Origin of the sequence: Nitrospira sp., from assembly GCA_037045225.1 — a bacterium.
Taxonomy (GTDB): domain Bacteria; phylum Nitrospirota; class Nitrospiria; order Nitrospirales; family Nitrospiraceae; genus Nitrospira_A.
The window spans coordinates 656,699-677,654 of record JBAOHZ010000009.1 but is presented as its reverse complement, the minus strand read 5'-3'; the positions used below and the strand labels follow the sequence as shown (position 1 = coordinate 677,654).

Here is a 20,956-nt window from a genome sequence, read left to right as displayed (position 1 = left end):
ATGTGAGGCTCATATGACGACGATAGCCGGCTCGATGCTTTCGTGCAACATTGATGGAGCAGTGGCCACTTTGTTGATCAACCACCCTCCGGCCAACACCCTGACGCCTGAATTGCTGGTAGAGCTGAGCGCCACGTTTGAGCAAGCTGCCAAGGATGACGCGGTCAAAGTGGTGGTGTTAACCGGAGCCGGGCGGTTTTTTATTGCCGGGGCAGACATTCGGGTATTGGCCGCCATAGCTTCGTCAAAGGAGGGGGAGGCCATTGCTCTGCAGGGCCAGGCCATCTTGGATCAGATCGAAGGGTTTGGAAAACCGGTGATCGCTGCCATCAACGGGATTTGCTTAGGCGGAGGTCTGGAATTGGCCATGTGTTGCCATATCAGGTTCGCCGCCGAAGGCAGCCGGTTGGGCCAGCCTGAAATCAATCTGGGCATTATGCCGGGATTCGGCGGCACTCAGCGACTTGCCCGGCTCCTCGGTCAATCGAAAGCCTTGGAACTGATTCTGACCGGCGAGCCGATCTCGGCGCAGGACGCGAAGACGATCGGTCTCGTGTCGCAGGTTTTTCCCCCTGAAGATCTTCTCCGTCAGGCTCAGGGGCTGGCGCGTATGATTGCTTCGAAAGGCCAGATGGCGGTGCGGGCGTCGCTTCGAGCGATTCGTCAAGGTGTTGCGCTGAATCTTCATGACGGCCTGGCCTTGGAAGCGCGCCTGTTCGGAGAGTTGTGCGACACGGAGGACAAACGAGAAGGCGTCTCGGCATTTCTTGAGAAGCGGCAGCCGCATTTCACGGGTCGATGAATGGCCGTTGTGTGTTGAGTCGATGTGGAGCCCAGAATGGCACCGTCTTTCAGCAAGCGGGCGCTGGCGTTGGGCGGAGGCGGCTTCACCGGCTACCTGTTCGAAATCGGCGCGTTGACCGCCCTGGATGATCTTTTCGAAGACGGTGTGACGATGAATGATCTCGACCTGTATGTCGGGGTGAGTGCCGGCGCGGCGGCGGCGTCACTCTTGGCCAATGGCGTCAGGCCGCAGGAGATTCTGGACACGAACCTATCCGGCACCAGACCGTATTACTTCGACCATCGGAATGTGTTTTCTCCCGCCATCGGCGAAGGGCTCAAAACGGTGTGGCGGGTGACACGGCAACTTGTTCCGCTCGTGAAGCTCTATGTGCGTCACTATGGAGAGATGACGTTTATCGATTTGCTCGACAAGGCGCAAGACGCGCTGCCGAGCGGGATTTACACGCTGGAACCCTTCGCGAAGTACCTCGAGACGATCTTCACGGTCAAAGGGTTGAGTAACACGTTCGGCGGACTCACCAAAGAACTCTATATTCCGGCCATCGATCTGGAAACCGGCGAGGGTGTGTTGTTCGGCGACCAGAATTGGCAGGACGTGCCGATTGCACGCGCCGTGACGGCCTCCTCAGCCGTCCCGATTTATTTTTGCCCGGTCCGGATCCAAGGCCGGGACTACATCGATGCGGGTATCGGCCGTATGGCGTTCTTCGAGGTCGCCGTTCAGAAGCATGTGGACTTCATGATCATGATCAATCCGATGGCACGAACTCAGGAGAGGCGGTCACCGCAGGCGCCGCCCGCCGTCGGCAAGTCCGGACGTCGCTTGCGGGATAGGGGATTTTTGTCCATCGGGGAACAGGCCTCCCGGATCAATTTCGACGCGCGGTTCTCGCAAGCCTTGGCGGGCTTCCAGCAGGACTATCCGGAGAAGGAAGTGCTCGTTATTTCTCCGGTGGAAGCCGATGCCCTCCTGTTCGAACGGAGTTTTTTGAGTTACGACGATCGGATTCATCTCCTTCGGGCCGGATATGTGGCGGTATGGACGCTGGCCCGGGATCGTTTTAGTGACCTGGCCGCGCAATTCGGTCGCCATGGTCTGGTGATATCGCAGGCCAGGTTCGAGGGCCGTGCCGGGCGGCGCCTGGAGCAGCTTGAGGAAGTGGCGATGGGTTCTGCTCCGAAGCCTCTTTGTCCCATTGTTGGGCCGGCGCGCATCGGCGGTCTCGGCGCGGCTTGGCGCAAGGCCAAGTAAGCAAATCAGAAGAGGTACGTATGGCGACACCACACCCACTGTTCAAGGGGTCGCTCGCGGCGGCGGAAGTGGCACGCGACACACGTGCCTATTCAGGGTTCATGGCAGGGCTCTTCGAAGGCGTCGTTCGGAGATCGCTCTTTACCGAGGCATCGATCTCGGCGATGAGCGAGGACGCGAAGGAATTTCTCGACACCCTCCGCCTGCTGTTGGTCGACACCGTGGATCCGGAAGCCATCGATCGAGACGGCGCCATCGGCGAAGACGTGATCGAGGCGTTCAAAGCGATCGGTGCGTTCGGGATCAAAATCCCGCGCAGCTACGGCGGGTTGGGTCTCTCGCAGTCGGAGTATCACACCGTGGCGACTCTTCTCGGTAGTCACGACGCGGCGACCAGCGTGTTGCTGTCGGCCCACAATTCAATCGGAGTGGCGGAGCCGGTCAAATTAGTGGGCAATCGCGAGCAACAGCAGCGGTTGCTGCCTCGACTGGCCCGGGGCGCGATTTCCGGATTTGCCCTGACGGAAAAGAGTGCGGGGTGCGATATCTGGGCTCTCAAAACCTATGCCATTCCTGTGCATGAAGGTGGCGTTCTGGTGGGGTATCGACTCACGGGTGAGAAGTTGTACACGACGAATGCCCCTCGTGACCATCATGAATTCCTGGCCTCACTCCTCGTCGTCATTGCTCAGATCGTCACGGTGCCTCAGGACGTCGACCGTCCCAAAGAAGAGCGACGATTCGGGGCGTTTGTCGTTGAGACGAAGTCTGAGGGGTGTCGCTGTACGCGTCTCAACTTCATGGGGGTTCGAGGTATTTACAATGGGCAGGTGCATTTGCGCAACGTGTTTGTGCCGGTGGCTGACCGGCTTGGAGACGAGGGCGAAGGCCTGCGGCGCGCCCTGGAGAGCCTCACGGTCGGCCGACTGACGCTGCCTGCCGCCTGTCTGGGCAATCTTAAGCAATGTCTCTGGCTGGCCCGGGCTCGCGCGCAGCAGCGAGTGCAATACGATCGCCCGATCGGCGAGCATACGGATATCGGTTCCAAAATGGTTCTCATGGCGTCCCGCGTGCTGGCGCTCGAGGCCATCGTGAAGATCACGGGAATCTGGGCCGATGCCAAGGTGGATGTCCGGTTGGAGTCGGCGGCGGCAAAGGTACTCGCAACGGAATGGCTGTTGGACTCGTTGCTCGAGCTGTTCCGCATCTATGGCGGGCGCGCATTTGAGACGCCTGATTCGTTGCGCCTCCACGGAGACCTGCCGGTGCCGATCGAACGGATGATCCGGGACGCGCTCATCAATGTGATCTGGGAAGGCAGTAACGGCATCTTGACGTTATGGATTGCGCGGGAAGGACTTACCGAGTACGTGACGCAGGGCAGGACGTGTCTGGAAGGCGGGATCGATGACATGGCTCAGGCTCTCCCGTTTTTCACGAGGATCTCCGCGCGAGCCTTTACTCCGATGGCTTTCGTTACGCGAGGTCCGCGGTCTGGGGCTGACGCGGCCTCATGGCAGCAGTTTGTGTCAGCGCAGAGCCATGCGCTCGCGCGGAAGGCGCTCTGGGTCAGCGCCCGAGACCGGTACAATCTCCCGCGCAATCAACGTGTGTTGCGAAGCCTGGTGACAGCCGGCCTCCAGCTATTTGCCGTGGAAGCGTTGTTGTGGTACGCATCACAACCGAAGCTCCGGGAGCAGGCCTTGTCGGGAGCGTTGGTGGAAGATTTCTGCCTGCGAGTCAAGGAGGCGTTTCATCCCACACCGTTACTCTCGCTGAAGACGCCCTTGTGGGATGACGATCGGAGGCTGTTTCATCTGGCGAAAGACATTCTTGCAGGCCGGGGCGAGTGGTTGGAGGAGGGCATTATTCCCTGCTGTCCGGGGGGGCGAATCGGTGCCGCAGAGCCCGCGGGTGTAATGCCGGGGTCTTTGGTGGAGCCCTGGTCGGGTCATTGAGACCGGGAGGAGGGCGGCAGTGTCTTCCTAGGATGCATGTTGAATGGAGCCTGTATGACGGAAATGTCCGGGTATTTTGAAGCGATCAAAGACCGCTACGCGTTGACCAGTGATTATACGTTGGCCGAAAAGCTTGGGATTGCGCAACCGGACGCCAACTTGATGCGGCGAGGGCTCAAGGTTCCCAAACCTGAACTCTGCATCAAGATCGCGAAGCTGCTCGACAGGAATCCAGTGGAACTGCTGCTGATTGCCCAAAAGGACAAGGCCCCGAAGCAGGCGAAGGAATATTGGACCCTGGCGTTGACGGCGGTGGATGTCATGCTGCATGTGCCGAAACGTCCGCGGTATCTTCCGAAGAAGGTCGAAGCCATCGGTCGGGAATTGAAGCAGTTGGAGGCACAAACTCTGATCTATGACGGTGCTGCCGCCAATGCGGAAGCGGTTCGACTTATGGAGACGGCGGAACAGTCCGTCGATGCGATGATGGAACGGTGGAATATTTGGAAGAAGGGGGAAGCCCTGTATCCGAATTACCTGTTGGCGAATCAGGCTGCGGTGCGGCGACACGTCAACATCAGACGCCTCCTGATTCTCACTCAGGAACAGATGCAGAACCGCCTGACGGTGTCCGATGCGGTGAACGTCATGGACGATCAGCAGCGTGCCGGCGTCAAGGTATTTTATGCGTTTCGAGAAGCGTTGGTGCAGTCGCCCACTTTTCAGCGGCTCGAGGAGGATTTTCGAAAGCACGGTGCCGCCGAGGACATGAACACGGCGATGTTCGATCGGGAAATTTTAATCTTCTCGCAAACCTATGGTACGGTCCCGCTTGGGATGGTGGGCACGCCCACGCCCATCACCATGATCAATCGGCTTCAAATTTCATGGAAACCGGAGATGATTCGCGACCTGGATCCGGCCCCGCTGTTCGATATGACCCGCTATGTGTTCGAGTATGAGGAAGCCGGTTCATTCCAGGAACAGTTGGCCCGGTTCATGCGGTCGATGCGGGAGGTTCCTCGCCGAGCCGTCTAGAGTCACTCGCACCCATCCGACAGCACACGATATAACACACTAATCGGCGGCCGCATCGTGCGGCACGTGGAGTCAGTCGCTCATCCGGAGTGAACCGTCGCGCGTCGGGCTCGGCGCGCGGAATCTCTTGTGCCGCCGCTCCCTCACAAATGTTCCTTGTGAAGATGGACTCCGCCTGGATGAAAAAACTTTTCGAGGCAGGAGTATTTTGATTCGAGACATGTTATAAGCAGTCCCTTCGCAGATCATACTCTCCAAAGAGATACGTATCGAGCGACTGTCTCATTGTCGTGCAGGCACGGTTTTCTCGAAGAGCGGTACATTGACGCAACAAGAAACATCGCGTGGGTATAAGAGCAATGATGGTGGTCTGGATTGTGGCGGGCAGGGGGACAGCCAGGCTGTACTCCGTCATCAAGAAAGAGGGGAGGCCTTGATGGCTTGCGTGAAGAAGTCGGTGGGGCAGGACGCAGGGATTATTACGTTGACTGGCGCGAGTCTGGCTGTACATGGTGGTGCATTCCGCTCTCAGACGTGCGGTCATTCGTCAGGGAGCCGGCGTCGAACGTTCGTGGCTGTGGCGGCGCTTGTATTATTCGGCGCGCTGGCATGGCCGGCCTATTCACAGACCGGCTCACAGCTCGGCCCCTTGCCCCCGAAATTACCTCAATTGCCTGTGGTGCCTCCTCCCGAACAGCCTCCTACTCTTGACCTCCCATCACCACGCCCCCCGAGTGCGCTCGATCAGGCGGCAAAGGGGCCCAAGATCATGGTGAAGGACGTCCGGCTGATCGGAAATACCGCCTTCACGGCGCAGCAGCTCTCGGAAATCACCGCTCCCTATACCAATCGGGAGTTGACGGCGGAAGATTTGGAATCGTTGCGCCTCGCCCTCACGTACTACTATGTGACCCATGGATATGTGACGTCCGGTGCGGTGGTCCCGGAGCAGGACGTGGCGGACGGTGTTCTGACCATGCAGATCATCGAAGGCAAGATTACGCAGGTCAACGTCGAGGATACCAAGTGGTTCCGACCCTCGTATTTTCAGAGCCGGGTCAATCTGGCGGCTGGTCCTCCGCTGCACGTCGATGCACTCCAGGAACGGTTGCGCGTGATGCAGGCCAATCCCCGGATCGAACGGATCAACGCCGAACTGTTGCCGGGCGCGACCCTGGGAGAGAATACGCTGAACGTGAAAGTGAAAGAAGCCAACCCGTTGAAGGCCTGGTTGGAGTTCAACAACTACCAGTCTCCAGTTGTGGGGGCGGAGCAGGGGTTTGTCACGCTGGCTCACCAGAACCTGTTGGGATTCGGCGATACGCTGAGTCTGCAATACGGGCGGTCGGCCGGGGTGAATCCGATGCTCAACTTTAAATACGAAATTCCGGTGGGGCCGCGTGATACCACGGTCTCGCTGCAATACCGTCGGTTTGATTTCGGAGTTGAGGAATCGCCCTTCGACACGTTGGATATCAAGAACAAGGCGCAGATTTTCGGACTATCGGTCAGACATCCTGTCATCCGGAGGGCCGACCAGGAACTCGCGTTTTCTCTCACGGGCGAACATGCCAGGAATGAAAGTACGTTGGGAGGTAACCCGTACGAGCTCATCAGCGGGGCGCCGAACGGGAAGTTCCGCGTGACCTCGCTCCGCTTCGGTCAGGAATATGCCCGCCGTTCGGCCGATCAGGTGATCTCCCTCTTGTCACGGTTTTCCGTCGGTGTCGGCGCGATGGGGGCGACCGCGAATGGCGATCCAAACCTGCCCGATGCGCGGTTCTTTTCCTGGTTGGGAGAGGCGCAGTGGATCCGCCAGCTTCCCTTGTGGCGCACGCAGTTGGTCAGCCGCGGTGTGGTGCAATTGTCCAACGACCATCTGTTTCCCCTCGAACAGATTGCCGTCGGTGGTCGATACAGTGTCCGTGGATATCGTGAATTCACGTTGATTCGTGACAATGCCGCGATGTTATCGATCGAGGCGCGCGTGCCGGTGTATACGACGAAGGCTGGCGTGGATACGGTTTTTCTCGCGCCCTTTTTCGATTTGGGGCATGGCTGGCAAACGACGGCCCAGACGCCCGGTACACCCCCGAAAACATTGGCAAGTTTGGGTGCCGGCGTCATCTGGAATTTTTGGCGCGGGAGTCATTTCGAACTCTATTATGGAAAACAGTTGAAGCGGTACGATACTGATCACAATAACCTGCAGGATCATGGCGTCCATCTGCAACTGGTGGTAGAGGCGTTCTAGGGGCGAATGGCCAGGGCCGATGGATGGTGTCCTACATCCGTCGTCTCATGGAGTAAGGGGTTCTGCGAGTTGAAGTTGCGCAGCGTTTAAGGTAAGAGAGGAGGCCTTCCTCTCGTATCACATGAGGAGAATTACCATGACGTGTCGCCCCGCAGGTCTGCCGCTGTTCACGTACGGGTTACTCGCCTTCCTGATGCTTCTGGGACATACGGGGTCGATCGCCTACGGGCAGGCCACGAACATCGTTGCGACCCCCTCCGGACCGGGTGGTCTTGGGACCTCCCTGAGCACCTCGGGCAATACCACGAACATCACCGGAGGGACGAGACCGGCAGGCGGGCCAAACCTGTTTCATAGCTTCAATCAATTTTCCGTCGGTACAGGGGATGTGGCCGCCTTCGTGAATCCCGGTGGCGTGTCCAACGTCATCAGTCGGGTGATCGGGGGATCGCCATCCAACATTAATGGAACGGTTCAGGCGCTCAACGCGAACCTGTTCTTTATCAATCCTGCCGGAATTGTATTCGGCCCCACGGCTCATTTGAACGTGTCGGGCTCTGCGTATTTCAGTTCGGCTCAACAAGTGCGCTTGAGCGATGGCGGAATTTTTACGGCCAACACGGGTCTTCTTGCCTTGGATTCCACGCTGTCGGTCGGCACGCCGATCGCCTTCGGCTTTTTAGGGCAGGGTCCGTATGGGTCCATCGTTCTGACTTCTTCCTCTACGGTGCTTCAGACCGGAGCCGTGCTCGGCCTGATGGGGGGCGGAATTCAGATCAACGGATCGAAGATTACTGCGCAGCGGGTCATGCTCGGCAGTACGAGCTCAGCTGGGGAGATGAGTGTTCAGCCATTTGTCTCAAATCCTTTTTCCGGCGTGTCAGGGAACGGGCAGGTCCAAGCCCTGCCTGGAACGTTGATCGTCGCGGGCGGTGGAGGTGTGATTCCCGCATCTATCGATGTGACCCCCAATATCGCCGTGCCGACGGGGGCGCAGGCCAATATCACGACGAATCCTTTCACCCAACGTGTGACACAAATCCAAGTCGTGGGTGTGGATCTGGGTGGGTTGTCGCCTCTTCCAACTGCGAATGCGGCCAGTGTGAATACGGCTAACCCCGTTGATCCTGTGGCATTCTTAAATCGCGCCGCGATGGTGCTTCCCCAGGAGGCACCGGCCCCGCCCGCCCCGTTGTTGACCAGTCGGTGCGCGGCCCGAAAGGACGGCGCATTCAGTAGCCTTGTTCAAGCCTCGCGCGACGTCACGCCGTCACAACCCGGAGGATCCCTGGCGGCGCCGGTGGTGTTGGAGGAAGTCGGCGGCGAAGTCGAGCCAGGCGCTCCCGCGACACAAACTGCACAGAGTCAGGGACAGTCAACGGTACAAGGTCTGGAATCATGGCAAGGGTGCTAGCTTCCCAAGGAGGACGTCATGCCTACGATGCGTAACATGGTCATTCGCCGCGGCATGAAGCGGAAGCAGGGGGCCGCTAATCCATGCCTCACGCGCGCGCGTATCTTGCCGCTGACGATACTCGGTGTAGGGGTGCTTGCATTGAGTGGATTCGCCTGGCCTGCGAGCGGGATGGCGGTGGATTTGTTCGGCGGCTTCGGTGCGTCGTCGATACCGCCCGCACAAGAAATGAAACGGGGGACGACACAGTTTCAGCAGGGCGCGTTTGCCCAGGCCGCAGTGCATTGGATGAACGCGGCGCGCGGGTATGAGGAGGACGGGCAGCCGAAGGAACAGTCCCAGGCGTTGATCAATCTGGCGCATGCGCTTCAGCAGGAGGGGCAGATCCGTCGGGCGCAGGGTACCTTGCAAACCGCGCTGAAACTCTCGGAACAGGCCGGTGAACGCGGCCTCACGGCGGCGATTCTCGCTCAGCTCGGCAACACCTTTCACGTGTTGGGGAAAGACGAACCTGCCACCGAACACCTGACCAGAGCATTGGCGCTGGCGCGTGAGGAAAAAAAACCCCTGTTGGTTGCCGGGGTGCTGAACGATCTGGGTAATGCCCTGACGGCCCGTCGGCAGTTTGCCGAAGCCATCGACGTCTATGCGGAGAGCCGGAGCCTTGCAATCGAGACCAAGCAGCCGGCGCTGGTGGCAACGGCGGAGATCAACGGCGCGATGGCCTTGCTCCAGAACCAACAGCTGGGTGAAGCCCATCGTCATTTGGATCAAGCCTGGTCGGATGTGCGGTCGCTGGAGGATGGTCAGGCGAAGACCGCCGGGTTGTTGAATATCGGCCTTGGTTATCAGGAGCTGTTCTCTGCCTCGACCGCGAAATCCGGCGTGGCCAAGAAATCGGATACGGGGAAGGGGCGTGCGACGGAGGCCGCTGCTTCTGCTGGGCTCGGAGTCGGCCTGCTGAGGCAATCGTCCGATGCCTTTTCCGCGGCCAGGGACGTAGCCGAGCGTACCGGCGATGCACGCGGACAATCCTATGCCTGGGGCTATCTGGGCGGATTGCTGGAACAGGAACACCGCAATCCCGAGGCGTTGGAGTATTCGAGGAAGGCCACCTTCGCCGCGCAAAAAGTGAATGCGCCGGAATCGCTCTACCGTTGGCAATGGCAAACGGCCCGGCTGTTGCGCGCGGCCGGCAAAGAAGAAGAAGCCTTGGCCGCCTATCAACGTGCTGTGACGCTGTTGAAACCGATCCACTACGAATATTCCGTTGGGTATCAGGGACGGCATCATTCCTATTACGAGTCTGTGGCGCCGCTGTTCGTGGAATATGAGGATGTGTTGTTACGGAGAGCGGCGGCTGCAAAGACGCCGGATCAGAGTGAGCAGTTGCTTGTTCGGGTGAAGGAGACGGTTGAGGTTTCCCATGCAGCCGAACTGCAAGATTATTTCCAGGACGACTGTGTGACGACGGTCGCAAGTCATCGAAGCCCCGCTACACTGGCGCCCGGTACCGCGGTGGTGTATCCGATTTCTTTCCCGGACCGGCTCGAATTGCTCCTGGAGACCGTCAATGGGCTCAAGCAGGTCAGGGTTCCGGTGACGGGTGAGAAACTCACGAAAGAAATTCGTTTATTCAGGCGGCTGATCCAGGATTCCCAATCGCAGAACTACCTGTCTTCTGCGCAGACGTTGCACGGGTGGCTGGTGGCGCCTCTTCAGCAGGATCTCCAGGGGGCCGGTATTCATACGCTCGTGATGGTGGCCGAGGGCTCGCTCCGGACCATTCCAATGGGAGCCTTGCATGACGGGCGGCATTTTCTTGTGGATTCACTTGCCGTGGCTGTGACCCCGAGTCTGGCATTGACCGATCTGAGTGCCGCTCAGCGCCGCAAAGGCAGTTTGTTGTCGGTCGGCCTGACCGAATCGGTCGACGGCCAGTCGGCTCCGCGTTATGCGGAGACCGAAGTCCAGGCCATCAGAACGCTCTATGGCGGAAAGTTGCTGATGAACAAACAGTTCTCGGCACCCTCTCTAGAAGAAGAGATCAAGGATCAGGGCGTGGGGATCGTCCATGTGGCCTCTCATACGGTCGTCGGCACTGAGGCCAAAGATTCGTTTGTGCTCGCGCACGACGGTAAGATTACAATGGATCGGTTGTCGCAGTTGGTGGGGCTGCAGCAATATCGGCAGCAACCCTTGGATCTCTTGACGCTCAGTTCCTGTGAAACGTCGGCTGAGGATGATCGCGCGGCACTCGGACTGAGCGGTGTGGCCGTCAAGACAGGGGCGCGGACGGCGTTGGCGAGCTTGTGGACGTCGGATGATGAAACGACTACCGAACTCGTGTCGGAATTTTACCGACAGCTGCAGGACCCGGCGATCTCAAAAGCCGTCGCCTTACAGCGGGCGCAGCAGAAGATCCTTTCTCAGCGTGGTCACACGCACCCCAGTTTCTGGGCGGCATTTCTCTTGATCAATAATTGGATGTGATCGGGACCGGATCTAAGATCCTGATGCGCACACGAGACAGAGCCATCGATCCTATATCGATGGTGCTTGTGTTGGCGTGCAATCAGATGTGGCAGATGTGGGGCGAATCTTGCCGGAGTGTGCTCACGACACTGTAGGAGGGGAGCGACTAGAGTTTTTTCCCAGTCATGATTTCGTAGGCTTCCTCGATCGTTTCCACTTCTCGCACTAGCACATTCGATTCAAGGTTCAGGCTGACCCGGTTGATGCGAGGGGCATAAAACTGTCCTCGCGGCACCAGCAGCACGCGGTAGCCCGCCTTCGCCGCCGCCGTTGTTTTTTCAGCCACCTGTGCGACTTGTCCGATCCTGCCATCACCCTCCAACGTGCCCGTGATCGTAATATCCTGTTTCAGGTGGTCACCTTTCAGCAGGGCGAGGAACCCGATGGCTAGGATGGCCTCTGCCGTTGATCCTTCTGCGTTCAATGGCCCGGAAAATGTCGCATAGAGGGACAAGGTTCCGGTCGGGCGAACGGATGGCGCAAGGCGTTCGACGGCGAAGCGAAAAGCCCGCTGAATGGACCTCATCCCGGTCCCTCTGACGGGAACTTGACTCCGTCCCCACCGAAAGGACAAGGGATCCGGTTGGCTTCCTTCGTCCCATTTCATTACAAATGTTGGGAAGCCGACTTGGTCCTCGGTGTAGGTGGCGATGGAGATGGGGACGGTGAGGGTTCGGCTTGCGGAGGCGGCAGAGGGAATCAGCGACAGCAGGGCAGCGAGGGAGAGGGCGACTCCCGCAACCATGGGTGAGAATGTGCCGCTTCTTGGAAATGCTGTTCGCATGCGCATAAATCAAGTCTAGATGAGGATGCTCGATTGTCAAATCGATGTGGCGTCGTGCTTGCAGGCCGCTGGTGTTCGAGGCAATGGCGGGGCAAACAGCCGAAATTCAACAGATATTTTTCGATGCTGAAATTCCCTACTGAAATGTGTGAGGTGATGAGTCCTAGGAGAGCCTGATGCCTCTTCTCGCTCGCGCGTGGTATTCTGCTGCCGGTCCGCCTGCACAGGTTTGTGTGTGCCGGAGCGGGCTCTGCGTGGAGGAGGTCGGCAATGTCGGAGCGAGGAGCCGTGGTGATCACCGGAGCGTCATCGGGAATCGGTGCTGCCTGCGCACAGTATCTCGATGGGCTTGGCTTTACGGTGTGGGCCGGTGTCCGGAGGAGAGAAGACGGCGAGGCGCTGGCACGTCTGACCTCATCGCGACTCCGGATCGTGATGCTGGACGTGACGGATCCCGCATCAATTGCGGCGGCCGAACAGGTCGTAGCCCAGGCCACGCGCGACACCGGCTTGGCGGGTCTGGTCAATAATGCCGGCATCTCCGTGGCCGGTCCGTTGGAAGTCTTACCGCTGGATGCGGTACGGATGCAATTCGAGGTCAATGTCATCGGCGCGCTTGCCGTGACCCAAGCGTTCATTCCCCTGCTGAGGCCGGCTCGTGGTCGCATCGTGAATATCAGTTCCATCGCCGGCCTGGCGGCTACTCCGTTTCTGGGGGCCTATTGCGGCTCAAAGTTCGCGCTGGAAGCCATGAGCGACGCGTTACGGCTGGAGTTGGTGCCCTGGGGTATTTCGGTCTCGTTGGTCGAGCCGGGTGCGATCCAATCTCAAATATGGCAACGCGCCACGATGTCGGCGACACGGACGCTTGGTGGTGTCGCACCCGAGTCGCTCGCACGCTACGCGCACCTGTTGTCCCGTATGCAAGATGTCATGCAGAAAGCGGCGGCACGCGCGATTCCGGCGGAGGCTGTGGCCCGCGTGGTGGCCGATGCGTTGACCGCCTCACGACCGCGTGCGCGCTATCTCGTCGGCGCCGATGCGCGGTTCAGGGCCATGCTGAAATGGATCCTGCCTGACCGGGTACAAGACCGCCTCTTGGCGTGGTTTCTGGGATTGCCCCACCGCGCCTAGATGGAGTCTGTCAGAGCGAGCCCTGGGTCGTGTGGTGGGGAGAGGGGTGGGTCATGCCTGAAGCGGGCCTCGTGCGATCGGCTGGTGGTGTGGTGTTGCGGCAACAGAATGTGTTGCTGATCCGGGTGTCCGACATCAAAGGACGTCCCGTCTGGTCGTTCCCTAAGGGACGGCTCGATGCCGGTGAAACGCCTGCTCAGGCTGCCGTGCGGGAAGTGTTAGAAGAAACCGGTTGGTGGTGCCGGATCGAGGCGGACCTCTCTACGACCGAATATTGGTTTCAACGACAAGGGCGGCGGTTTCGCAAGACAGTGGTGTGGTTTCACATGTCGGCGCTCGAGGAGTCGGGCGTGCCGGACGGAGAGGTTGACGAGGTGCAGTGGGTCAGTCGCGAGGACGCGCTGGAGCGCCTCACTTATCCCTCGGACGTGGCGTTGTTGTCTCAAGCGCTCTCTCAACGGGCTTTCCCCGGATAGCTGCGGTCGTTGCCCGCACCCTGGCCTCATAAGATTCCATCCGGTCGTTCTTCTCGCCGCCTTGAGGCGTCCCGCATGACTACCTGCCTTGACAGGGCGGGTCCCCTTTACTAGACTCGCCTCGAGAGTAACTCTGTGTCTCGCCGTGCAAGGCAGTGTTCTGCAGAGGCGCGCCCTTCCTCATGATTTGGCTTCTCCGGACGAACGTCCATCAGTGGCGCGTAACTCCGTATTCCCCCATCACCCGAGGACCCGCCTGTGTATAGTCTGGCTCGTTTTTCCCTGTTGGAAATGACTGAATGCTCAGCCGTGTTGCGTCAACTGGGGGAGCAGTCGAACTCTCTGCAGGAGGCGGCGTCGCGTGCGGTGGACTATCTCTTCAACACCCTCGGCGATGCAGGCACAGGGGACCGTGACTGCGTCCTGGTCCGCTGCTTCAAGACGAGCTCCTACAGCCGGTTGGATCCAACGACCCAGGAGATGGTGCGCGAAAAACTGGGGGGGACCGCTCCATTTCCCGATCTCAAGTGTTTTACCCTCATCGCCACGGCCGGTGAAGAGCCGGACTGGAATCACGTGGAACGCTCCCATCGCTACCGCGTGATTCCGATGGTCAACGCCGATTTTGTGAAGCAGTTTCCGATGTTTTCACAACTCCTGCACCAATTCGGTGCGGCGTCCAGCTTCGAGGTGACGCCCGAAGGGGAATGGCTGGTGGATCTGGAGGAGAAGACCTTCAACGTTTTTTATGTTCCGGACGCGGTGGGAAGCACGCATGTGCCGATGCAGAAGGAGTTCGTTCTCAAGTATGGCGTCAAATCGGTCTTGTGTTTCGGCGGGATGTTACCCTCCCGTGATCTGTTCGCGGTGATCTTATTTTCACGAACCCCGGTACCTCGCGAGACGGCGACGCTGTGCAAATCTCTGGCGTTGAGTCTCAAGACGTCATTGTTGGCCTTCGATGAGACCGCTCCTCCGGAAACGGGTGTCGAGCCTTCGTCGAGCGCCGGGTGTGTGGCCGGCGCGCCGGAGCGGCGGCCCCATCTTCGGCACGACTCACGATTGGCCGTGGCAGAGCAATTGTTACAGGTATACGAAAACGCGGTTCGGACGCAGTCGGCAGGCATTGCGCAGGCCAAGCAAGCGGTTCGTGAACGAGCGGACGCGCTGGAGCGATCTGAACAGGCATTGGATGCGCAGACGAGAATCGTGAACTCCGTGCTGCGAAGCATGGGCGACGGCGTGGTGGTGACGGATGCGGCAGGGCAGCTGGTCGTGGCCAATCCGGCGGTGGAAAGCATTCTCGGATTTTCTCCTACGCAGGCCCCTCCGATAGCCTGGGCGGAGCGGTATGAGTTTTTTCATGCGGATACGGTGACGCCGTTCCAGCCGGATGCCTGGCCGCTGGGGCGCGCGCTGCGAGGCGAGAATATTGGGTGGCTCGAAGTGTATCTGCGGGCTTCTCCGAGTTTGCCCGGCCGGTGGATCAGTATCAATGCCCGGCCGATCAAAGATGAGGCCGGTGCGCTGTCCGGGACCGTGCTGGTGTTTCATGACATTACGTGGCTGAAACGGGCGCAGGATGCCTTGTTCGAATCCGAATATCGTTTCCGAAGTTTGGTCGAAGGGGCGCGGGATATCATCTTCACCCTCTCGGCCGACCTCACAATCACCTCACTCAATCCGGCCTTTGAGACGGTCACGAACTGGTCCCGTTCCCAATGGATGGGAGAACCGCTGGTTGCGCTGCTGCATCCCGATGACGCAGGGTTTTGTCAGGATGTCTTGCAGGCCATTCTTGAGCGCGGTGCGCCGCTCACCTGTTCGATGCAGATCAGTACGAAGCAGGGCGGGTATGTGACGGGAGAGTTCGTCGGCACGCCGCAGATGCGCCAAGGCCGAGTCATCGGTGTCTTGGGGATCATCCGTGATGTCACCGAACGCCGCCGGATCGAAGATGCGCTGCGGGTCAGCGAGGAACGGTTGCGCTCCATCGTACAGTCGACGAAGGACGCCATTGTCTTGGTGAATGCGCTTATGAAAGTGGCGTTCTGGAACAAGGGCGCTGAGGCGACCTTCGGGTATTCGGCGGAAGACATCATTGGGCAGCCTGTCACGACCATCATTCCCGAGCGGTACCACGAAGAATTGGAACGAAACGTTCAGCGGGTGCGAGTGCTGGAACGGGTGCAACTGACCAGCAAGACGCTGGAACTCCTCGGTCGACGAAAAGACGGAGGCGAATTTCCGCTTGAGTTGAGTGTGACGTCCTGGCAAGGGAAATCGGATCTCTTTTTTACGATTATCATGCGCGACATCAGCGAGCGGCGCGCGGCGGAGGAAGAACTGGACCGCCTGCATCATCACAACCAAGTCGTGTTGAATTCTGCGGGAGAGGGAATCTACGGGATCGACCGCGACGGGCGACTGACGTTCGTCAATCCGGCGGCCGCGAAAATGTTTGGCTGGGAGGCAGAGCAATTGATCGGACAGTCGTTTGCGACGCTGGTGCATGGTCCCGATGATGCCGACCCGTCCTTTGCTGGACACGGGAGCCCGATTGCCGAGACGCTTCAGGCCGGTGAAATTCTGGAAGAGGCGGACAGCCGGTTCTGGCGAAGAGACGGAACCAGTTTCTCCGTGGAATATGTGAGTACCCCGATTCGTGAACGAGGGGACATCGTCGGGGCGGTGGTTGTCTTTAAGGACACGACGGATCGGAAACGTGCCGAGGAACAATTGCAGGATTCTCTGCGACGCCTTCGTAAGCTCTCCGGGCGGATGGAAGGGATTCGTGAAGAGGAACGCGGGCGAATTGCGCGCGAATTGCACGATGAGTTGGGCGTGGGCCTGACCTGCCTGAAGATCGATCTGTCTCGTTTGGGCGGGTTACTGGGGGAACGGCTGATTCCACGGGATCGTGCCAAGATCGACGACAAAATTCGAGGGATGAAGGAGCAGGTTGATAGTACCATCACCTCCGTACAGCGGATTGTGGCGGAGCTCCGACCGGGTGTGCTCGATGATCTTGGTCTGGTTGCGGCCATCGAATGGCAGTGCCGTGATTTTCAACGTCGCACCGGCATTCCCTGTCACTGCACGGTCAGCCATGAAGATTTGCGGGTGGCCCCTGAGCATGCCACTGCCGTGTTTCGAATTTGTCAGGAGGCGTTGACCAATGTGACCCGGCACGCCAAGGCGACGGAGGTGCAGGTGCGTTTGGAGGATCAGGGCGTGGGATTGTTGTTGCAGGTCAACGACAACGGGTGCGGAATTCCGCCTGATCGGCTTGCCGACGCCAGATCCTTTGGTTTGTTGGGGATGCGCGAGCGCGCCGGATTGCTCGGCGGGGACGTGCAGATTGACACGAGGGAAGGTGCCGGCACGACGATCGTGCTGCAATTGCCTCGGTAACAGAGAGGACCAGCGCATGATGGAGGGTACTATGCGAACAACCGGAACCGTGCGAATTCTTCTCGTGGATGACCATCCGTCCTTTCGCCGTGGTGTGAAGGATATTTTGGAAGAAGGCTTCGAAGGCGCCACGATGGCCGAGTGTGGAAACGCGCAGGAGATGCTTGATCAGGTGCGTGAGCGGTCCTACGATCTTGTGGTCATGGACATCAGCATGCCGGGACGCAGTGGTCCCGAGGTGCTGAAGGAGCTCAAGCAACTGGCGCCGACGTTGCCGGTCTTGATTCTGAGTATGCACCCGGAGGACCAATATGCGATTCGTATGTTCAAGGCCGGTGCCGCAGGGTATCTCACCAAGGCCAGCGCGCCGGAAGAATTGGTGCACGCATCAAAAAAGGTGATGGCCGGTGGCCAATACGTCAGTGCTTCAGTGGGAGAAGCCCTGGCGCTGACGGTCAGGACGGGTATCGACAAGTTGGCGCATGAACGGCTGTCGGATCGGGAGTACGAAGTGCTGTGCTTGATCGCGTCTGGGAAAACCGTCAGCGATATTGCCGAAAGTATTCACCTGAGCGTCACGACCATCAGTACGTATCGGGCAAGAATTTTGGATAAAATGAATCTCAAGAACAATGCGGAGTTAACGCGCTATGCCCTGCAACATGGGTTGGTCGTATGATTGCATGGCCGACAGTCTGCCAGACGTAGTCGTAACTATGACGAACTAATACTGTCTATTTGTGACGCATAAATGGCACCCCTGCCTATAGCATCAGGTTCTCTCCGGGCCTATTCTCAGGCTCATGCATAGTCCCTGGATATCCCCGACGACGACATTGCTCGAGGTCTTTGAGGCTGTTCAAAGAAACGGGATGGTTGAGCGATCGTGTATCGACCGTCGGACCGGTTCGTTTCGGCCTGGTTGGCCCAGTATCTTGACCAAGTTGACTGTGGTGGAAATCGCCATGCTGCAAGACTTGAGCTGGTGGGGGCATCACATGGAGCATCGATTGACGCAAATCACCGACGTTCGACGCACGAGTTAGGCCGATGAACGTGTGGAGGGAATGATGGTGCAATCGGTTGGGAGCAACAGGCCGCGAATGCCGAGGCGACCGACGGTCGCCGTGGTGTATGAAGACGTGACGAACGGGTATAAATGCGCGGATTGGTTTGCGCTGCACGGGTATCAGGCCACCATAACTTCGGCCGTGCATCACTTGGAGCATAACCTGAAAGAGCTTCGGCCGGATGTCATCGTGCTGAGGGTGTCCTCTGTCTCGGCCCCTCTTCAGAGTCCCTTGTCTCGTCTCAAAAAGACCTGCCCGCAAGTGCCCATCATCGCAATGGTAGATCGAACGGCGGACCGCTGGAGCGGATCCCTTCCAGACTTGGCCAAAGCGTTCGGTGCCGATGTGTTTCTGTGCGACTCCTTGGATCCTCCGGCACCGCTTGCGTAGTACGCCTCCACGCCTGACTTGCTAAGACATCGTGTCGCGTAGACCGCGAGCCGAGGGGCTTTTGACCCGTCGCTCTCCGGCCTCATTAGCTGAAAGGAGCCGAATCGTGGCGAAACCCAAAGTATTCATTTTGGAAGATGATCCGTCCATCGCGGCGGCCGTGCGTTCATCGTTCGAGGACGAATTTGAGCTGATCGCCGCCGAGTGGACCCAGACGGCGGTGTTGCAGATTCACGAACAGATGCCACTGGTGACTCTCCTGGCCTTGGAATCGTCGTCGAATTCCGTTGCCGAGGGATACGTGCGAGTCTTGCAGGAATTGCGGCAGACCGGACATGGCGGAAAAGTAATCGCCTACACGGAGAGCACGGAGCGAAGTCTTGCGGTTCGCGCCGTTCAGCAGGGTGCCTACGACGTGTTGTCCAAGCCGCTCGACATGAGCCTTCTCCGGCAGATTATTCGGCGTGCGGCGCGCGTCGCCGATTTGGAACGGGATGGGTTGGGCGTTACGGCAGCGGCAGGTCATGATGAATTCAGCGGCATGCTCGGCACGAGTTCCAGCATCCATCGGATTTTTGACGCGATCCGCAAGGTTTCGACCAATGATGCCCCTATTTTGATCACCGGTGACAGCGGGACCGGCAAAGAGCTGACGGCCCGCGCGATCCATGATCGGGGACTACGGCGGCAGGGGCCGTTTATCCCGATCAATTGCGGTGCGATTCCGGAAAGCCTGCTGGAGTCGGAGCTGTTCGGTTACGAGCGCGGAGCGTTCACGGGAGCCGTGGGGCAAAAGAAGGGCAAGGTTGAATTTGCTCAGGGAGGAACGCTCTTCCTCGACGAGGTCGGCGAACTGCCCAATGCTCTGCAAGTGAAGCTGCTGCGGTTTCTTCAAGATCACACATTTGAACGGGTGGGCGGGTGTCAATCGATCGAAATGAATGTCCGCATCATCGCGGCCACGAACGTGAATCTCAAGGAAGCGATTGAAAAGGGCACGTTCCGCGAAGATCTCTATTATCGGCTCGGCGTCGTGCACATCAATCTGCCTCCTCTGCGAGAGCGCGGCGAAGATATTGCCTTGATAGCCATGGCCTTCCTTCGTCAGGCCGCGGCTCACTACAAGAAGCCGCTCGAGGGATTCACTCGCGAAGCGATGGAGGCGATGCGGGCCTATTCCTGGCCCGGCAATGTGCGTGAGTTGTCCAACAGGGTCGGGCGTGCGGTCGTCATGGCGGAGGGGACGCACGTCACCCCGATGGATTTGGATATCGCGCACTCGACGGTGCCCGGCGACGACGGTTCGATTTCCTTTAAGGTCAATCAACAGCGGATCGAAACCGATCTGATCATGAAGGCGTTTACCTTGTCGCAAGGGAACTTGAGTCGGGCCGCGCAGGAACTGGGTATCAGTCGATCGACCTTGTATCGACGGCTGCGCCAATATGGGATGGATCGAACGCTTGATGCGCGGCGCGTGCTCGGGCTGTCCCCGCGAGCCTCGATGACCGAACACTAATCTCACTGCCGATGGGTGGTGCATGGCGTGCACATGATGCGCGATCTGTGCGCGTCTGAAGGCGGAGCCGGCATTCATCGGGGGAATTGGTTGACCGTTCCTCGGCGATTTGCTAAGAGTAACGGTCTGCATTCACCCGCTGAGTTGGGTGTCTTCCGAGGTGTCTTCTTCCTCGAGGTGTATTCTGTGCCCCGGCGATGTTGACGTGCCGCTCCCAGATGTGGCGGCGGTCAACCACCGGTTCTGCGCGTCACGGCAGACAGCCGCAGAGAGCGACTGATTGTGACCAGATGATTGAGTGGGAGCAACGTGATGGGATCTGACGCACCGTCTCTCTGGACCAGACGGGGATTATTACGCACGGCCACGGCCGGGGTTGCATTGGCATTTGCTCGCGTGGCCTTTCCGTCCAAGACGTGGGCGTCGCGGTTGCCTGACGGCCGGTTGAACTTATACAACCTGCAGACCGATGAACGGCTGTCGGTTACGTACCGGGACGGAGCCGGCGAGTACGATCAGGATGCACTCAATGCGCTCAATCATTTTCTGCGCTGCCACCACACGAACGAAACCGCGATGATGGATGTGCAGCTGATTGAATTCATCAATCTCGTGCAGAAGCGAATCGGCGGTCGTCGCACGGTGCATATTGTGTCCGGGTATCGTTCGCCTGAGTATAACGAGCAGCTCATCAGAATGGGCACACGCGCGGCGCGCCATAGTTACCATATGTCGGGAAAAGCGGTCGATGTGCAGATTCCCGGTGTGTCGTTGCGGACACTACGTGAGGTCGCATTGCGACTCGGTTGTGGCGGGGTGGGATACTATCCGCGTGGCAAGTTTGTGCATCTCGATTCAGGTCCTTACCGGCACTGGTAACGATTGATTCCTGCCTGTTCCTTCGTCGTGCC

16 protein-coding genes are annotated in these 20,956 nt (G+C 58.9%); 15 read left to right on the top strand and 1 reads right to left on the bottom strand.

Annotated elements, in window-relative coordinates; genetic code table 11:
* Window positions 1–13: 13 nt before the first annotated feature.
* From V9G17_04100 to V9G17_04070, 7 genes are all read left to right on the top strand, one after another.
* The gene (locus V9G17_04100) at window positions 14–802 is read left to right on the top strand and encodes an enoyl-CoA hydratase (GenBank protein ID MEI2751761.1); all 789 of its coding nucleotides are present in this window, start codon (window positions 14–16) and stop codon (window positions 800–802) included.
* Between the two features lie 36 nt (window positions 803–838).
* Window positions 839–2,059: a patatin-like phospholipase family protein gene (locus tag V9G17_04095; GenBank protein MEI2751760.1), complete on the top strand. Its 1,221-nt coding sequence runs from the start codon at window positions 839–841 to the stop codon at window positions 2,057–2,059.
* 20 nt (window positions 2,060–2,079) lie between these two features.
* The gene (locus tag V9G17_04090) at window positions 2,080–4,017 is read left to right on the top strand and encodes an acyl-CoA dehydrogenase family protein (protein ID MEI2751759.1); all 1,938 of its coding nucleotides are present in this window, start codon (window positions 2,080–2,082) and stop codon (window positions 4,015–4,017) included.
* A 54-nt stretch (window positions 4,018–4,071) separates the two neighbouring features.
* The gene (locus tag V9G17_04085) at window positions 4,072–5,055 is read left to right on the top strand and encodes a hypothetical protein (protein ID MEI2751758.1); all 984 of its coding nucleotides are present in this window, start codon (window positions 4,072–4,074) and stop codon (window positions 5,053–5,055) included.
* A gap of 436 nt (window positions 5,056–5,491) precedes the next feature.
* Window positions 5,492–7,309: a ShlB/FhaC/HecB family hemolysin secretion/activation protein gene (locus V9G17_04080; protein ID MEI2751757.1), complete on the top strand. Its 1,818-nt coding sequence runs from the start codon at window positions 5,492–5,494 to the stop codon at window positions 7,307–7,309.
* A 136-nt stretch (window positions 7,310–7,445) separates the two neighbouring features.
* Entirely contained in the window at window positions 7,446–8,723 is a 1,278-nt protein-coding gene (locus V9G17_04075; GenBank protein MEI2751756.1) for a filamentous hemagglutinin N-terminal domain-containing protein, read from the top strand.
* Window positions 8,724–8,741: 18 nt separating this feature from the next.
* Entirely contained in the window at window positions 8,742–11,216 is a 2,475-nt protein-coding gene (locus V9G17_04070; GenBank protein MEI2751755.1) for a CHAT domain-containing protein, read from the top strand.
* A gap of 148 nt (window positions 11,217–11,364) precedes the next feature.
* Here V9G17_04070 and V9G17_04065 read toward each other — a convergent pair whose 3' ends face one another.
* Window positions 11,365–12,042 (bottom strand): S16 family serine protease, encoded by a 678-nt coding sequence (locus tag V9G17_04065; protein MEI2751754.1) that lies wholly within the window; start codon window positions 12,040–12,042, stop codon window positions 11,365–11,367.
* 270 nt (window positions 12,043–12,312) lie between these two features.
* Here V9G17_04065 and V9G17_04060 point away from each other — a divergent pair, with 270 nt between their 5' ends.
* The 8 genes from V9G17_04060 to V9G17_04025 all read left to right on the top strand — a co-directional run bounded on the left by V9G17_04060 (window position 12,313) and on the right by V9G17_04025 (window position 20,924).
* A complete protein-coding gene (locus V9G17_04060) occupies window positions 12,313–13,176 on the top strand; it encodes an SDR family oxidoreductase (GenBank protein ID MEI2751753.1) in 864 nt (287 codons plus the stop codon).
* A 53-nt stretch (window positions 13,177–13,229) separates the two neighbouring features.
* Window positions 13,230–13,652 carry an NUDIX hydrolase gene (locus V9G17_04055; protein ID MEI2751752.1) on the top strand — a complete coding sequence of 141 codons (423 nt, stop codon included), beginning with the start codon at window positions 13,230–13,232 and terminating at the stop codon, window positions 13,650–13,652.
* Between the two features lie 258 nt (window positions 13,653–13,910).
* Window positions 13,911–17,066, top strand: coding sequence for a PAS domain S-box protein (locus V9G17_04050; protein MEI2751751.1), 3,156 nt, complete (start codon window positions 13,911–13,913; stop codon window positions 17,064–17,066).
* Window positions 17,067–17,097: 31 nt separating this feature from the next.
* Window positions 17,098–17,745, top strand: a complete 648-nt coding sequence (locus V9G17_04045; GenBank protein MEI2751750.1) for a response regulator transcription factor — start codon at window positions 17,098–17,100, stop codon at window positions 17,743–17,745.
* A gap of 193 nt (window positions 17,746–17,938) precedes the next feature.
* The gene (locus V9G17_04040; GenBank protein MEI2751749.1) at window positions 17,939–18,112 is read left to right on the top strand and encodes a hypothetical protein; all 174 of its coding nucleotides are present in this window, start codon (window positions 17,939–17,941) and stop codon (window positions 18,110–18,112) included.
* A 57-nt stretch (window positions 18,113–18,169) separates the two neighbouring features.
* Window positions 18,170–18,526: a hypothetical protein gene (locus tag V9G17_04035; protein MEI2751748.1), complete on the top strand. Its 357-nt coding sequence runs from the start codon at window positions 18,170–18,172 to the stop codon at window positions 18,524–18,526.
* 106 nt (window positions 18,527–18,632) lie between these two features.
* On the top strand, window positions 18,633–20,045 hold the full coding sequence (locus tag V9G17_04030) for a sigma-54 dependent transcriptional regulator (GenBank protein MEI2751747.1): 1,413 nt from the start codon (window positions 18,633–18,635) through the stop codon (window positions 20,043–20,045).
* A gap of 312 nt (window positions 20,046–20,357) precedes the next feature.
* Window positions 20,358–20,924: a DUF882 domain-containing protein gene (locus V9G17_04025; GenBank protein ID MEI2751746.1), complete on the top strand. Its 567-nt coding sequence runs from the start codon at window positions 20,358–20,360 to the stop codon at window positions 20,922–20,924.
* Window positions 20,925–20,956 lie beyond the last annotated feature (32 nt).

Excerpts from the sequence above, each read along its gene's own strand:
- V9G17_04100 (MEI2751761.1), top strand. The coding sequence starts at position 14 with ATGACGACGATAGCCGGCTCGATGCTTTCGTGCAACATTGATGGAGCA.
- V9G17_04095 (MEI2751760.1), top strand. The coding sequence starts at position 839 with ATGGCACCGTCTTTCAGCAAGCGGGCGCTGGCGTTGGGCGGAGGCGGC.
- V9G17_04090 (MEI2751759.1), top strand. The coding sequence starts at position 2,080 with ATGGCGACACCACACCCACTGTTCAAGGGGTCGCTCGCGGCGGCGGAA.
- V9G17_04085 (MEI2751758.1), top strand. The coding sequence starts at position 4,072 with ATGACGGAAATGTCCGGGTATTTTGAAGCGATCAAAGACCGCTACGCG.
- V9G17_04080 (MEI2751757.1), top strand. The coding sequence starts at position 5,492 with ATGGCTTGCGTGAAGAAGTCGGTGGGGCAGGACGCAGGGATTATTACG.
- V9G17_04075 (MEI2751756.1), top strand. The coding sequence starts at position 7,446 with ATGACGTGTCGCCCCGCAGGTCTGCCGCTGTTCACGTACGGGTTACTC.
- V9G17_04070 (MEI2751755.1), top strand. The coding sequence starts at position 8,742 with ATGCCTACGATGCGTAACATGGTCATTCGCCGCGGCATGAAGCGGAAG.
- V9G17_04065 (MEI2751754.1), bottom strand. The coding sequence starts at position 12,042 with ATGCGAACAGCATTTCCAAGAAGCGGCACATTCTCACCCATGGTTGCG.
- V9G17_04060 (MEI2751753.1), top strand. The coding sequence starts at position 12,313 with ATGTCGGAGCGAGGAGCCGTGGTGATCACCGGAGCGTCATCGGGAATC.
- V9G17_04055 (MEI2751752.1), top strand. The coding sequence starts at position 13,230 with ATGCCTGAAGCGGGCCTCGTGCGATCGGCTGGTGGTGTGGTGTTGCGG.
- V9G17_04045 (MEI2751750.1), top strand. The coding sequence starts at position 17,098 with ATGCGAACAACCGGAACCGTGCGAATTCTTCTCGTGGATGACCATCCG.
- V9G17_04040 (MEI2751749.1), top strand. The coding sequence starts at position 17,939 with ATGGTTGAGCGATCGTGTATCGACCGTCGGACCGGTTCGTTTCGGCCT.
- V9G17_04035 (MEI2751748.1), top strand. The coding sequence starts at position 18,170 with ATGCCGAGGCGACCGACGGTCGCCGTGGTGTATGAAGACGTGACGAAC.
- V9G17_04025 (MEI2751746.1), top strand. The coding sequence starts at position 20,358 with ATGGGATCTGACGCACCGTCTCTCTGGACCAGACGGGGATTATTACGC.